Genomic DNA, 12,870 nt, shown 5'->3' with positions numbered 1-12,870 from the left:
GCCCCAACGGGACCCGGCGATGTTCCTTAGCCCTGAGCGGCCTTGGCAACTTCGGCTGCGAAGTCTTCTTTTTCGACCACGATGCCTTCGCCAACTTCCAGACGGATAAAGCCGGTGATGGTTGCGCCTGCTTCTTTGGCCGCTGCTTCAACGGTCAGGTCAGGGTTCACAACGAAGGACTGGTTCAGCAGGGTCGATTCCGCGACGAATTTCTTCATGCGGCCTTCGATCATCTTTTCGATCACCTGCTCGGGCTTGCCGGATTCGCGGGCGATGTCCATCTGAACCTGCTTTTCCTTCTCGACAACAGCCGGGTCCATGTCCGCTTCGGACAGAGCCGCCGGGTTCACAGCTGCGATATGCATTGCAACCTGCTTGCCGATCGCTTCGTCGCCACCGGTCAGAGCGACCAGAACGCCGATTTTGCCCATGCCGTTGGTGGCTGCGTTGTGGACGTAGGACACAACAGTGTCGCCCGACAGTTTGGCCATACGGCGCACCGACATGTTCTCGCCGATGGTGGCGATCTTGTCGGTCAGGGTGTCGGCCACGTTCTTGCCGCCCAGGTCGGCCGCCAGCAGAGCGTCAACGTCAGCAACGCCTTCGGCTGCGTAAGCGATCTTGCCAACCATTTCCTGGAACTCGGCGTTTTTCGCAACGAAGTCGGTTTCCGAGTTCACCTCGACAGCAACACCGTTGCCGCCGTTCACGTGAACAGCAACCAGACCTTCGGCTGCGGTGCGGCCCGATTTCTTGGCCGCTTTGGCCAGACCTTTGGTGCGCAGCCAGTCAACGGCTTCGTCCATGTTGCCGCCGGTTTCGGTCAGCGCTTTTTTCGCGTCCATCATTCCTGCGCCGGTCGAGTCGCGCAGTTCTTTCACCATTGCTGCTGTGATTGCCATCTTTAGGCTCTCCTCAATTCAAACGGAATTGGGGCAGGTCATACCCTGCCCCATATGTCATTTACGTGACGGGCAGCTTACGCTTCGGCCGGGGCTTCTTCTGCGACAACCTCTTCAACCGGTGCTTCTTCGAATGCACCCAGGTCAACGCCTGCTGCACCCATCTGAGCGGTCATGCCGTCCAGAGCGGCACGTGCGGCCAGATCACAGTACAGAGAGATGGCGCGCGCTGCGTCGTCGTTGCCGGGGATGATGTAATCCACACCATCGGGCGAGCAGTTGGTGTCGACAACAGCCACAACCGGGATACCCAGCTTGTTGGCTTCGGCGATGGCCAGTGCTTCTTTTTTGACGTCGATGACGAACAGCAGGTCAGGAACGCCGCCCATCTCGCGGATACCGCCCAGCGATGCCTGAAGCTTGGCCTGGTCACGCTCCATGCCCAGACGCTCTTTCTTGGTCAGGCCCTCGGCGCCCGATTCCATCGCTTCGTCGATCTGGTTCAGGCGGTTGATCGACTGGGAAACGGTTTTCCAGTTGGTCAGCGTGCCGCCCAGCCAGCGGTGGTTCATGTAGTACTGGGCCGACTTTTCGGCAGCTTCGGCGATCGGGCCAGCGGCCTGACGCTTGGTGCCAACGAACAGAACGCGGCCACCTTTTGCAACGGTGTCACGAACGGCCTGCAGCGCCTGATCCAGCATCGGAACGGTCTGGGTCAGGTCCATGATGTGGATGCCATTGCGCGAGCCGTAGATGAACGGACCCATGCGGGGATTCCAACGCTGTGTCTGGTGACCAAAGTGAACGCCAGCTTCCAGCAGCTGACGCATGGAGAACTCGGGAAGAGCCATGCTATTTTCCTTTTCCGGTTTACGCCTTGGCGGGGGTGAAAGAAGCGGATGCTCCAACCGGCGGTCTTGATGAGGATGTCTCCCTCAAAAAGGCCAAACCCCGCCTGCGGGTTTGAATGGCGCGCATATACGGCAGGTTTTAAAGCAGCGCAAGGGGCTTTCGCCCTTATTTTTCGAGCCTTGCCAAAGAATGCGCGTGTCGTACTGCCTCTTCGCAATGGGCTGCCAGCGCCTTGCGGTTTTCAAAGTCGCTGACCTTGGCTGGCGCGTGGTAAATCACCTCAACCGATCCCTGTCTGCGTGCGCCCAGTGTCTTCAACAGATGCGGCGCGAAGTCCATGTCGCCCCACCAGCCATAGAACCGGTCCGGTTCCCCGCGCGGGGCGTGATAGATCACCGAAACCGGCTGCACATACATGAAATCCCGCAGCTCATTAGTAAAGAACGCAGCAAAAAGCGTTGTTTTAAAAGGTAAAACCCTCAGGCCATCGGTTGAGGTCCCTTCGGGGAAAAACAGCAGCTTGTGCCCCGCGGTCAAACGTTCCTGAAACAGCAGGGTCTGTTCGCGCGCTTTCTTGCGGTCACGTTCGATGAATACTGTTCCCGTGGCACGTGCCAGCCAGCCAATCCCCGGCCATTTCGCGACCTCGGCCTTGGACACGAAATAGACCCTTTTACGGGCGTTGAGCGAGAATATGTCCAGCCATGAGGAGTGGTTCGCCACCACAGCCCCACGCTGCGTCATCATCTGCCCCGAGGTGCGAAACCCGATGCCCAGGATGCGAAACGCATTGCGGCAGACAAATTGTGTGATGAAGGGCGTCAGAGGGCGGCGAACGCCATAGATGGGGCGCTCGAAAAGACGCAGGGTCAACAAGATGATCAGCCCGCCAAACACCAACAGTGCCAGCGGAAGCCCGCGCAGGATTGCCAGTGCCCAGCCCGCGACCCCCAGGTCAATCGGGTCGGGCGAGTCGTCGCTATGCCAGGATGCATCGCTCACTGTTTCAGGCTCCGGTATAGATGCGGCGCTGACGTTCGTTCATGCGGGCGGTGTCGAGGATCAGGCACACATCGGTGGTGTTGAACGCATGATCGACAAAGGCCCCCTCGCCCACAAAGCCGCCAAGCCGCAGATAGGCTTTGATCAACGCGGGCACCTGTACCATCGCGGCACGCCGGTCCAGATCCTCAGGGGCTGTCAGGTTCATGCTCTGGAACACCTCAGGCTGGGCGCGTACCCGCAGGTCCGGCGGCGCGAGGTGGTTGTGATGCAACATGGACAAGGGCTGCGCCAGCGCCTGCACATCCGTGCCGTGAAAGCTGGCCACGCCGAACAGCACCTCGATCTGACGTTCAGCCACATAGGCGGCCAAGCCATTCCACAGATGATACATCGCTGTACCCCCGCGGTAGTCGCGGTGCAGGCAGGACCGGCCCAGTTCCAACAGCTTGCGGCCGCTGGTCTTCAGCACGGACAGGTCGTATTCATCCTCGGAATAGAACTGCCCCAATTCTGCCGCACGTTCGCCCGGTAACAGCCTGTAAACGCCAACAGTTTCGCCGGTCTGGTCATCAATGGCCAGCATATGGTCGAAATAAGGATCAAAGCGATCCTGCTCTAACCCAGCCTCATGATTGACCAATGCACCTCCGCCCCCCAGTTCGCGCACGAACACGTCATAGCGCAGCCGTTGCGCGGCGCGCAGGTCGGCCTCGGTCTCGGCAAGTTTGACGGTGAAGGATGGGCCTGTGTCCGGCATCAGCGGTTCCGTATCGTTTCAGCGCTGATAGCGCAGGTGCCGGGGGAATGGCAACATCGCCCGTACGGCCTCTCGAACAGCGTGGCGTTAACCATTCCTAAACCAGTTTCACGGATCAAAGACCGGCATCAGGGCAATGCGTGTTCCGTCTATCACCACTTTCCCCTGCTCGCGAAAGTTAACGGTGATTTTGCCCCCGATATTGGACTGCACCTGTCCAATGCCCCAATCGGGGAAATCGGGGTGGCGGACATACATGCCCGGTGCAAGAATAGCATTGAGGTCTGTCATCGGTGGCTCCGGCTCAGGCGGCAGATACAGCAGGAGTTACGCATGCGTGCAAAAGAGGTCAACCTGGCTGAATTGATCGGCTCGCGGATTTGTCACGATCTGATCAGCCCGATCGGGGCGATTACCAACGGCCTGGAACTGCTTGAAATGGTTGGCACAACCCAAGGCCCCGAGATGGAGCTGATCTCGGGCAGTGTTGGAAGTGCGGGCGCCAGGATCAGATTTTTTCGCGTGGCATTCGGCGCGGCCAGCGATCAGCCTCTGGGTCGGACCGAGGTCACCGACCTGCTTAAGGATATTGAGCGCGCCGGGCGTGTGCGGGTTAACTGGAACCTGACCGAGCCCGTTCCGCGCAATCAGGTCAAACTGGCCTTCCTGGCAATGATGTGCTGCGAAAGCGCGATGCCGTTTGGCGGCGAAGTCACCATCACCACTTCGGGCAATGACTGGGCCGTGACCGGCTCAGCGGATAAGTTGAGCGTTGATGCTGACTTGTGGAAGAACCTGCCCAGCGGGCGGTTCCCCAAAAAGGTCACTCCCGCGCAGGTTCAGTTCGCCCTGTTGCCCGAAACCGCGACGGCAATGGGTCGGCGGGTCAAGGCCGAGACGACCTCAACCCGTGTTGCGATCCGGTTTTAAGACCGGGTCGTGCCGTTACCACGAACCAGATATTTGAAGCTGGTCAGCTGAGCCGCCCCAACGGGGCCCCGTGCGTGCATCTTGCCGGTGGCGATGCCGATCTCGGCCCCCATGCCAAATTCGCCACCATCAGCAAATTGGGTCGAGGCGTTGTGCATCAGAATGGCGCTGTCCAGACGTTCAAAGAAGTGGGCTGCGGCCTGCGCGTCTTCGGTCATGATGCAATCAGTGTGGTTCGATCCATACTGACGGATATGCGCGATGGCCGCATCGATGTCTTTGACCGGTTTGGCGGCAATGATGCTGTCCAGAAACTCTTTACCCCAATCCTCTGCTGTGGCCGCAACCGTGCCATCCACGGCCAGCGCGCCCTGGGCGTGGACTTCAACCCCGGCAGCCATCAGCGCAGCGATCACATCCCGGCCCAGCGTTTCGACGACATCCTGATGGATCAGCAGGCATTCCGCCGCACCACAAATCCCCGTGCGCCGGGTCTTGGCGTTCAGCACAACGTCCAGCGTTTTTTGCGGGTCTGCGGCTTTGTCGATATAGATATGAACGATGCCTTCGAGATGCGCGAACACAGGCACCCGCGCTTCGCGCTGCACCAGACCAACCAGCCCCTTGCCGCCGCGCGGGACAATCACGTCGACATAATCGGTCAGGGTCAGCAATTCCTGAACGGCGGCGCGATCCCGGGTCGGGATAAGCTGAATGGCATCTTCGGGCAGGTTCGCGGCCTTCAGGCCCTGAACCAGACAGGCGTGGATCGCGCCTGACGAATGAAAACTCTCGGACCCGCCGCGCAGGATCACCGCATTGCCGGATTTCAAACACAACGCCCCCGCATCTGCAGTGACATTCGGGCGGCTTTCATAGATCACGCCGATCACACCCAAAGGCGTGCGGACGCGCTGAATATTCAGACCCGAGGGCATATCCCATTCGGTCAGAACCTCACCCACCGGATCGGCCTGATCGGCGACCGTGCGTAGCCCGTCGACCATGCCCTGAATACGGGATTCATCCAGCATCAGACGGTCCATCATCGCCGGGCTCAGGCCCTTTTCACGGCCAAATTCCAGGTCTTTCTGGTTGGCTTCGATGATCTCGGCGCGATTGGCCCAGACCGCTTCCGCCGCAGCAATCAGAGCGGCGTGTTTGCGTTCGGCAGTGGCAAAGGCCAGCTCGGCCGAGGCCGCCTTGGCCCGTGCCCCCAGATCGGCCATCAGGGCGGGAATGCTGTCGAAATCCTTCATCTTTGATGCCTTTCCTGTTGTCTTATAGCGCCAGATCGTCCCGGTGGATCAGGACGGCGCGGCCCGGATAGCCTAGCGTCGCCTCGATCTCGGATGATTTGCGCCCTTTGATCGCATCTGCCTCTTGCGCGGTATAGCGGCTGAGGCCCTGCGCCAGTCGCCGGGCCTGCGGGTCGATGATCGCCACCGGGTCGCCGCGCCCGAAATCGCCGGTCACTTCGACAATACCCGCAGGCAGCAGGCTCTTGCCATTGCCAAGCGCTGTGGCGGCGCCAGCGTCGACCACGATCTCACCCCGTGGCTTCATGGCCGAGATCCAGCGTTTGCGGGCAGCATGCGGATCAACCGTCGCCGTGAACCACGTGCAGTTCGCACCGTTTTCCAGCGTTTTCAGCGGGTTGATGGGCGATCCTTCAGTAATGGCCATATCACAGCCCGCAGCCGTTGCCATCTTGGCGGCCAGCAGTTTGGTCTTCATCCCGCCCTTGGACAGGCCCGACCCCGCATCACCGGCCATGGCCTCAATCTCGGGCGTGATGTCTTCGATCACATCATAGCGCGTGGCCGAGGCATCCTCGGACGGGTTGCCCGTGTAGAACCCATCGACATCCGACAATAGGATCAGCTGATCTGCGCCCACGGTCACCGCGATCTGGGCAGCCAGGCGATCATTGTCGCCGTAACGGATTTCATCCGTGGCTACTGTGTCATTTTCGTTGACAATCGGCACAACGCCGAGGCCAAGCAAGGTTTCAAGCGTGGCGCGCGAATTCAGGTAGCGCCGTCGATCCGCGCTGTCTTCCAGCGTGACCAGCACCTGAGCGGTGGTGATATTGTGGGGGGCCAGAACCTCTTCATAGGCGCGGGCCAGCCGGATTTGACCCACGGCTGCGGCGGCCTGCGATTGTTCCAGCGGCAAGGTCTGCATCGGAAGGCCCAGCACCCCACGCCCCAGCGCAATCGACCCGGATGACACCAGAATTACATCCGTCCCCTGCCCCTTGAGCCACGCCACGTCCTGCGCCAGCGAATGCAGCCAATCCGACCGCAACAACCCTGTATTCCGATCCACCAGCAAGGCAGACCCGATCTTTACAACAAGACGCTTTGCAGACGTCAGGGTTGCCAAGGCGCGGCCTCCTCAGCGGGTTTGTGGCGGACGCGGTTGTCGTCGATCTGCGCACGCAAGGCCCGCAGAACATCGGTCACGCCCACATGCGCCACGCCGGACATGGTCATGACGGGGCCGCCCACGGCCTCTTCCAACTCCGCCTTAGCCAGTTCGCGTTCCTCATCATCCAGCGCGTCGACTTTGTTCAACACGGTGATGCGGGGTTTATCGGCCAGCTCACCGCCATAGGCTTCAAGCTCATGAATGATGGTGCGGTAATCTTCGGCCACGGTTTCCGAAGTGCCATCGACCAGATGCAGCAACACGGCGCAGCGTTCGACATGACCCAGAAAACGGTCTCCGATCCCGCGGCCCTCATGGGCGCCTTCGATCAGGCCGGGGATGTCAGCGACGACGAATTCGACGTTATCAACCCCCACAACTCCCAGATTTGGGTGCAGAGTGGTGAACGGATAATCCGCAATCTTGGGTCGCGCATTCGAGGTGGCCGCCAAAAAGGTCGATTTGCCCGCATTGGGCATGCCCAACAGTCCCACATCGGCAATCAGCTTCAGCCGTAGCCAGATGGTGCGGTCAATCCCTGCCTGCCCCGGATTGGCGCGGCGCGGAGCCTGGTTGGTGGCCGATTTGAAATGCAGGTTGCCGAAACCGCCATTGCCGCCCTTGGCCAGCAGCACGCGCTGCCCGACCTCGGTCAGGTCGCAGATGACGGTTTCTTCGTCTTCGTCCAGAATCTCGGTGCCGACGGGCACACGCAGGACGATGTCATCGCCATCCTTGCCGGTGCGCTGTTGCCCGCGGCCGGGTTGCCCGTTTTTGGCAAAGAAATGCTGCTGATAACGGAAGTCGATCAGCGTGTTCAGGCTGTCCACGACCTCAACCCAGACCGAGCCGCCTTTGCCGCCATCACCGCCATCGGGACCACCATATTCGATGTATTTTTCGCGCCGAAAGCTGACGCAGCCGCCACCTCCGGCCCCGGACCGGATGTAGACCTTTGCAAGATCGAGAAATTTCATGACTGTCCCCTACTGCAAAGGCCCCATCGGCCACAAGTCAGAGTTTCTTTGTATATGTCCAGGTGGGCACATTCGCATCGCGCGCCACCGAATAGCTTTCTGCATCGCCCAGATATTCGAACCCGCAATGGGTCAATACCCGCGCCGAGGCCGGATTGTCCTGAAACACACTGGCGAACATGTTGGCGTTCTCAAGCGGGTTGGCCCTGACCAGCGTTTCTACGGCAAGCGAAGCAATACCCGTGTTCCAATAGATGGGCGCGACCCAATAGCCGACCTCGGACTGGTTGCGGTCCAGACGGGTCAGCGAGATCAGGCCGATCAGTTCGGGGCCACCATCCTTGGTGGCGTCCATCGCCCAGACGTCTTCATCCCGGTCTTCGGACATGGCACGTGTGACAAACGCTTCAGTCGATCCCGGCGGCAGCGGATGCGGAATGGTGGTCGTCATTCGCGCCACGCGCTCGTCACCGGCATAGTGTTCAATGAGACCCATATCCGACCGGCGCAACGGGCGCAGGTCGAACCGCTCGGTTTCAATCACCGGCTGATTTATTATTGCCTCAAGTTTCATAAGTGCGGTCCTCCTCCGAACAACACGTAAATTGCGCAGGCGGCGGCAAAGCCGGCCAGCGTCCACATCAGATATTTTCGGCCCAGACGATCTTCAACCGCATGGGCAATCCGGCCTTGAAACAAGGACGGTATGGTGCGTGCAGGGTCTGTCATCGGGCTCATAGATCAAAACTGTGTTAAAACGAGAAAGGGGACCGGCATTTTCTGCCGGCCCCCCAATTTTTTAAACCTTCTGGGTTTCGGCTTACTCTGCGGCCTCCGCCACTGGCAGGACCGAAATGAAGGTGCGGTTTTTGAGTCCCTTGTGGAACTTCACGGCGCCATCAGTGGTTGCAAAGATGGTGTGATCTTTGCCCATGCCTACGCCTTCGCCCGGCCAGAACTTGGTGCCGCGCTGACGCACAATGATGTTGCCTGCGATGGCCGCTTGGCCACCATACAGTTTCACGCCAAGGCGGCGACCAGCTGAGTCGCGACCGTTACGGGAGGAACCGCCAGCTTTTTTATGTGCCATTCTCTCTCTCCTTAGCCTTGAGCCAGCTCTTTGGCTTGCTCAACCCATTCGGGCTTCACTTTGATGGTGTCGATAGCAGCAATCTGCTCGTCCGACAAGGCAGCCAGAGCGGCAAAGCTCTCGATACCAGCGTCGTTCAGCTTTTTGGCAGCGGCGGGGCCGACACCGTTCAGCTTGGTCAGATCGTCAGCAGCCGCTGCAGCGGCGGCGGGTGCTTCTGCCTTGGCAGCAGCTTTCTTGGCAGGCTTTGCAGCAGGTGCCGCTTCGCCAGCCGGTGCCGAACCGGTAGCCGCTTTGATGCCCGACTTGTCAGCGCCCGACGCCAGAATGTCGGTGATCTTGACCAGGGTCAGTTTCTGACGGTGGCCAACGGTACGCTTCGAGCTGTGCTTACGACGGCGCTTGACGAATTTGATGACCTTGTCACCTTTGATCTGTTCGATCACTTCGGCCTGAACGCCTGCGCCTTCAACGAAAGGTGCGCCAACAACCGGAGCGTCACCGCCCAGCATCAGAACATCGTTGAATTGAACTTTTTCACCTGCGTCGGCAGCCAGCTTTTCAACACGGAGCACATCGCCCGCCTGAACCTTGTACTGCTTGCCGCCAGTCTTGAGGACCGCAAACATGCGTCTTTCCTTATCTAACCCGCGTTCTGTGGTCCCCGATTGGGTGTTGCTGGCTTTCGCCACCTCGAACAGCGCGCCCTTTTCGGGCTGTGTGACGACCCGTTGGGCCACGCCCTTTGGGTCAATAATAACGAGACCCGGCGCGGAAGAACCGGCCGGGATGCGCGCTTATCCATAGATTGCGGGGGAAAGTCAACATCAAATGCAGGCTTAAAGGTCTGACCCTTTCAGGACCTGTCCAACTGCCTCGCCCAGTTGAAAATAGATGTTGTCGTACATGCGATCGAAACTCACGAACAAGGCTTCATTCACCGCCCTGCCCGTCTCAGTACGGGAGAACGCGATATTCTCGCGCATCTGGGCATCAGTCAGCGGGCTATAGGCCAACAGAAAGAAAGAATACAGCCATGTTCGTGTGCTTTCGGTCGTGTCGTCCTTTTGGGCAAGCAACTGCGCCAGCAATTCGGTTTCATCCAGCCCTTCAGACAGATTCAGACCCCGGAAAAAGTTGAAATCGGCACTGATGGCGTTCTGAACGTTTTCATCGATCAGATTGTTGACCTGAATATACTCTTCGATCAGGCGATAGGTCTCAGCATCCGGATCGGCGTTTTCATAGGTGTCCTGAGCCATGTCTTCGATGGCTTCGTCGCCAAGCGCGATGCGCGCGGTGATCTCAAGCGACACGAGGGTTTGGCCAAGATCACTTTCAAAAAACAAAATGGCGCGATCCAGTTGCTGTTCGGTAAGGGTTTGTTCGAATGCCTCAACGATATGGAAACGCATCGTTTCGGCATCAAAGATACGATCCACCTGCTGATGAAAAACAGGACCACCGGCATTGTTGAGAAAATCCTCCTGCAACTCTTCGCTCATCGCGCGGCCCTCGTCGCGCAGAACCTCGATTGTCTGATCAAGCTGCAAGGCAGTCATCAGCTGCTCGACCTTTTCATTGGCCAGCAGCGGCGCGCTTGAAAGACACAAGGCCAACGCTGCAGAAAACAGTCTCATCAGATATCCTGTGCAGGGTGCAGCTCGGCCATGCGGGCGGCCAGAACTTCGAACTTCATCGCCATGATCTCATACTGAATGGCATTCAGCAGCTCGTAAACCTCTTGCATCAGGGGCTGCTCAAGCGCCTCAGCATAGGCGATGATGTCATCGTCCGAGAAACCCTGATACGTATAGGCCGACCCGGCCAGAGCGGAAATCTGCAGCGCCTGGCGCATGCCCGCCTCATTCTGCCGCATCATCTCTCTCAGGTCATCGGCCCCCAGTTGCAGATCGATCACGCCAGAGGCGCTGGCCGCCAGCAGAAACCGGACCTGAATTTCCTGCAACGCCCGCAGCGCCGTGTCGCTGGAATCGATGGCCGCGTTCATACGCTTGATGCTTTCGACGCGGGCTGATCCATCCTTGATCAGGTCAGAGATGATCTCTTGCCCCTCTTGCTGCTTGGCATCGTCATCTTCCACCATATGCGAGGCATTTTCGGCCTCGACCAGACGCTGACCCAGATCCGAGGCGTAAAATTCCACCGCATGGGTCAGCGCCTCATCGCTGAGTGTCTGTTCAAGAATCGAAACGGCAATTTCGTGCATTTCTTCAGTGTTGAACACTTCTTCGGTCAGCCGCGACCAGTCCGACCCAAGCCCGTCGGGATCGATCCCCAGCATCTGCGGGGCCGATGCCGAGGCCAGCGCGATGCTTTCCAGCGCGACGTCAAAGCCGGTTGTGGTCAGAAACGCTTCGATCCGGTCGCGACTGGCCGCGGATGCGGGCAAGGTCACTGTGGCAAAGGCCAAAACCAGAGAGGCGGTGAAAACGGTAAGGCGGCGCATAAGATGTGTCATGTGCGGAATCCTAGGCGTTTTAAGCCATCTGGCAATGGAAAATCCCGTCATAGTGAATTTAGGGAATTTTCTGCTTGCACCCCTGCGCGTTCCTGACTAAATCCCCCCCTCACAGACCCCCGCGGAGAGGTGCCGGAGTGGTCGAACGGGGCGGTCTCGAAAACCGTTGTGGGTGCAAGCCCACCCAGGGTTCGAATCCCTGTCTCTCCGCCACTTTCCCTGGCTTGTATCACTGTTCCAAACCGCCTTTTCGGGCGTTTCTATCTGTGTTCGTTTGCGGGTGATCGGGAAAACTGGCCATAAAACAGACTGTTGTCCGGGCTTTCATCGAAAACAGGGTTTGTCTGATTAGCATCATATTGATACTTATGCCCCGTGGCAGCCAGCCTCGCGTGTGCTGAACCACCAATGGGAGGAAAAATGATGCGTAAATTGATTGTGACGGCCGCATTAGGTCTTGGTGTTTTGGCAAGCGGCGCGCACGCGCAGGAAAAGATGCGGATTTCGCTTCAGCTGCCGTTGAAAAGCCATCTTGGTCAAAACCTTTTGATGTTCGAAAAAGAAGTCGAAGAGCGCACCGGCGGCGCAATTGATGTCGAGATTTACGACAGCGCGACCCTCTACAAAGACAAGGAAGTTCCCGCCGCTGTTGGCTCGGGCGCGATTGAGGCTGGTGTGGCCTCGTTGACCCGATACGTTGGTGATGCGCCTGTCGTCGATGTGTTCTACATGCCGTTCCTGCTGAACACTGAAGACAAGGTGCGCGCCGCCGTCGCCGAAGGCAGCCCGGTCCGCACCACGATTGAGGCCGAAGTTGCCGAGACCGGCGGTCAGATCCTCTATTGGCAGGCTTATGGCGGTGCGATCATGCTGTCCAATGGTGGGCCGATCAAAACCCCTGCGGATATGGAGGGAAAGAAGGTCCGCGTTTTCGGCAAAACGCTGGGTGATTTCGTGACGGCGGCGGGTGGTGCGCCGACGCTGATTTCGGGCTCAGAACAGTATCTGGCCTATCAGCGTGGCACGGTGGATGTGGGGATGACCGGTGTGTCCGGCGTGAAATCCCGCAAGCTGTGGGAGGTTATGGACACCATCACCGTCACCAACCACGCGGATATTGAGTTTGTCGTGGTCGTCAACACCGAATGGTGGGACAGTCTGCCCGAAGATATTCGGGGTCATATCACTGATGCAGCGGCCGTGGCTCAGGCGGATGTGCGCGACCGCATGGCTCAGATCGAGGCCGACGCCTATGCCGCCGCCGCAGAAAACGGGATGACCATCGTGGAGCTGAGCGATGAGGATCTGGCCGCCTGGAAAGCGGTGGCTCAGCCTGTTTACGACGCCTATGTGGCGTCGGCCGGTGATGCAGGCGAGGCCGTTCTTGAGGCGGCCGGAAACTGATCGCAACCTCGCAATTGCGGGCGACCCACCCGGTCGCC

The 12,870-nt window shown here is 59.0% G+C and carries 16 protein-coding genes and 1 tRNA gene; 3 read left to right on the top strand and 14 right to left on the bottom strand.

All coding sequences use genetic code 11. The features are described 5' to 3' along the window. Positions 1–26: 26 nt before the first annotated feature. The 5 genes from tsf to ACR0J5_RS05710 form a co-directional block, all read right to left on the bottom strand. A complete protein-coding gene (tsf, locus tag ACR0J5_RS05730; protein WP_420587124.1) occupies positions 27–902 on the bottom strand; it encodes a translation elongation factor Ts in 876 nt (291 codons plus the stop codon). 77 nt (positions 903–979) lie between these two features. Next, positions 980–1,753, bottom strand: a complete 774-nt coding sequence (gene rpsB / locus ACR0J5_RS05725; protein ID WP_480651246.1) for a 30S ribosomal protein S2 — start codon at positions 1,751–1,753, stop codon at positions 980–982. 166 nt (positions 1,754–1,919) lie between these two features. Then, a complete protein-coding gene (olsA, locus tag ACR0J5_RS05720) occupies positions 1,920–2,756 on the bottom strand; it encodes a lyso-ornithine lipid O-acyltransferase (protein ID WP_480651244.1) in 837 nt (278 codons plus the stop codon). 4 nt (positions 2,757–2,760) lie between these two features. Next, complete coding sequence (gene olsB, locus ACR0J5_RS05715) at positions 2,761–3,516, bottom strand: L-ornithine N(alpha)-acyltransferase (RefSeq protein WP_480651242.1); 756 nt, start codon at positions 3,514–3,516, stop codon at positions 2,761–2,763. A gap of 108 nt (positions 3,517–3,624) precedes the next feature. Beyond that, positions 3,625–3,807 carry a DUF3553 domain-containing protein gene (locus ACR0J5_RS05710; RefSeq protein WP_299946036.1) on the bottom strand — a complete coding sequence of 61 codons (183 nt, stop codon included), beginning with the start codon at positions 3,805–3,807 and terminating at the stop codon, positions 3,625–3,627. A 42-nt stretch (positions 3,808–3,849) separates the two neighbouring features. Between ACR0J5_RS05710 and ACR0J5_RS05705 the strand changes: the two genes are divergently transcribed. Further along, positions 3,850–4,446: a histidine phosphotransferase family protein gene (locus ACR0J5_RS05705; protein WP_480651240.1), complete on the top strand. Its 597-nt coding sequence runs from the start codon at positions 3,850–3,852 to the stop codon at positions 4,444–4,446. On the opposite strand, the gene ACR0J5_RS05700 is transcribed toward ACR0J5_RS05705, so the two are convergent. The 9 genes from ACR0J5_RS05700 to ACR0J5_RS05660 form a co-directional block, all read right to left on the bottom strand. Next, positions 4,443–5,705, bottom strand: coding sequence for a glutamate-5-semialdehyde dehydrogenase (locus ACR0J5_RS05700; RefSeq protein ID WP_480651238.1), 1,263 nt, complete (start codon positions 5,703–5,705; stop codon positions 4,443–4,445). The genes ACR0J5_RS05705 and ACR0J5_RS05700 overlap by 4 nt on opposite strands. 22 nt (positions 5,706–5,727) lie before the next feature. Next, positions 5,728–6,834: a glutamate 5-kinase gene (gene proB, locus ACR0J5_RS05695; protein ID WP_480651236.1), complete on the bottom strand. Its 1,107-nt coding sequence runs from the start codon at positions 6,832–6,834 to the stop codon at positions 5,728–5,730. After that, positions 6,822–7,856 (bottom strand): GTPase ObgE, encoded by a 1,035-nt coding sequence (obgE, locus tag ACR0J5_RS05690; protein WP_480651234.1) that lies wholly within the window; start codon positions 7,854–7,856, stop codon positions 6,822–6,824. The genes proB and obgE overlap by 13 nt, the downstream gene beginning before the upstream one ends. 37 nt (positions 7,857–7,893) lie before the next feature. Next, on the bottom strand, positions 7,894–8,430 hold the full coding sequence (locus ACR0J5_RS05685; protein ID WP_480651232.1) for a GNAT family N-acetyltransferase: 537 nt from the start codon (positions 8,428–8,430) through the stop codon (positions 7,894–7,896). After that, positions 8,427–8,585, bottom strand: coding sequence for a hypothetical protein (locus ACR0J5_RS05680; RefSeq protein ID WP_480651230.1), 159 nt, complete (start codon positions 8,583–8,585; stop codon positions 8,427–8,429). Before ACR0J5_RS05680 ends, ACR0J5_RS05685 begins: the two co-directional genes overlap by 4 nt. Before the next feature lie 91 nt (positions 8,586–8,676). Next, complete coding sequence (gene rpmA / locus ACR0J5_RS05675) at positions 8,677–8,946, bottom strand: 50S ribosomal protein L27 (RefSeq protein ID WP_039535512.1); 270 nt, start codon at positions 8,944–8,946, stop codon at positions 8,677–8,679. A gap of 11 nt (positions 8,947–8,957) precedes the next feature. After that, positions 8,958–9,575, bottom strand: coding sequence for a 50S ribosomal protein L21 (locus ACR0J5_RS05670; protein ID WP_480651450.1), 618 nt, complete (start codon positions 9,573–9,575; stop codon positions 8,958–8,960). A 210-nt stretch (positions 9,576–9,785) separates the two neighbouring features. Beyond that, on the bottom strand, positions 9,786–10,586 hold the full coding sequence (locus ACR0J5_RS05665) for a DUF2059 domain-containing protein (RefSeq protein ID WP_480651228.1): 801 nt from the start codon (positions 10,584–10,586) through the stop codon (positions 9,786–9,788). Continuing rightward, entirely contained in the window at positions 10,586–11,428 is an 843-nt protein-coding gene (locus tag ACR0J5_RS05660) for a DUF2059 domain-containing protein (protein WP_480651226.1), read from the bottom strand. Before ACR0J5_RS05660 ends, ACR0J5_RS05665 begins: the two co-directional genes overlap by 1 nt. 123 nt (positions 11,429–11,551) lie before the next feature. On the opposite strand from ACR0J5_RS05660, the gene ACR0J5_RS05655 reads away from it, so the two are divergent. After that, positions 11,552–11,641, top strand: a tRNA-Ser gene (locus tag ACR0J5_RS05655). Between the two features lie 210 nt (positions 11,642–11,851). After that, entirely contained in the window at positions 11,852–12,832 is a 981-nt protein-coding gene (gene dctP, locus ACR0J5_RS05650; RefSeq protein ID WP_480651224.1) for a TRAP transporter substrate-binding protein DctP, read from the top strand. Positions 12,833–12,870 lie beyond the last annotated feature (38 nt).

The organism is Ruegeria sp. BE1, from assembly GCF_056538885.1.
Note: the sequence above shows the minus strand (reverse complement) of the source record. Positions and strands in the feature narration are given on the sequence as shown.

What these genes read in the sequence shown, in the direction of transcription:
- ACR0J5_RS05665 (WP_480651228.1), bottom strand. Translation starts at nt 10,586, where the DNA reads ATGAGACTGTTTTCTGCAGCGTTGGCCTTGTGTCTTTCAAGCGCGCCG.
- ACR0J5_RS05700 (WP_480651238.1), bottom strand. Translation starts at nt 5,705, where the DNA reads ATGAAGGATTTCGACAGCATTCCCGCCCTGATGGCCGATCTGGGGGCA.
- ACR0J5_RS05705 (WP_480651240.1), top strand. Translation starts at nt 3,850, where the DNA reads ATGCGTGCAAAAGAGGTCAACCTGGCTGAATTGATCGGCTCGCGGATT.
- ACR0J5_RS05680 (WP_480651230.1), bottom strand. Translation starts at nt 8,585, where the DNA reads ATGACAGACCCTGCACGCACCATACCGTCCTTGTTTCAAGGCCGGATT.
- ACR0J5_RS05670 (WP_480651450.1), bottom strand. Translation starts at nt 9,575, where the DNA reads ATGTTTGCGGTCCTCAAGACTGGCGGCAAGCAGTACAAGGTTCAGGCG.
- rpmA (WP_039535512.1), bottom strand. Translation starts at nt 8,946, where the DNA reads ATGGCACATAAAAAAGCTGGCGGTTCCTCCCGTAACGGTCGCGACTCA.
- olsB (WP_480651242.1), bottom strand. Translation starts at nt 3,516, where the DNA reads ATGCCGGACACAGGCCCATCCTTCACCGTCAAACTTGCCGAGACCGAG.
- ACR0J5_RS05660 (WP_480651226.1), bottom strand. Translation starts at nt 11,428, where the DNA reads ATGACACATCTTATGCGCCGCCTTACCGTTTTCACCGCCTCTCTGGTT.
- rpsB (WP_480651246.1), bottom strand. Translation starts at nt 1,753, where the DNA reads ATGGCTCTTCCCGAGTTCTCCATGCGTCAGCTGCTGGAAGCTGGCGTT.
- tsf (WP_420587124.1), bottom strand. Translation starts at nt 902, where the DNA reads ATGGCAATCACAGCAGCAATGGTGAAAGAACTGCGCGACTCGACCGGC.
- ACR0J5_RS05710 (WP_299946036.1), bottom strand. Translation starts at nt 3,807, where the DNA reads ATGACAGACCTCAATGCTATTCTTGCACCGGGCATGTATGTCCGCCAC.
- ACR0J5_RS05685 (WP_480651232.1), bottom strand. Translation starts at nt 8,430, where the DNA reads ATGAAACTTGAGGCAATAATAAATCAGCCGGTGATTGAAACCGAGCGG.
- obgE (WP_480651234.1), bottom strand. Translation starts at nt 7,856, where the DNA reads ATGAAATTTCTCGATCTTGCAAAGGTCTACATCCGGTCCGGGGCCGGA.
- dctP (WP_480651224.1), top strand. Translation starts at nt 11,852, where the DNA reads ATGCGTAAATTGATTGTGACGGCCGCATTAGGTCTTGGTGTTTTGGCA.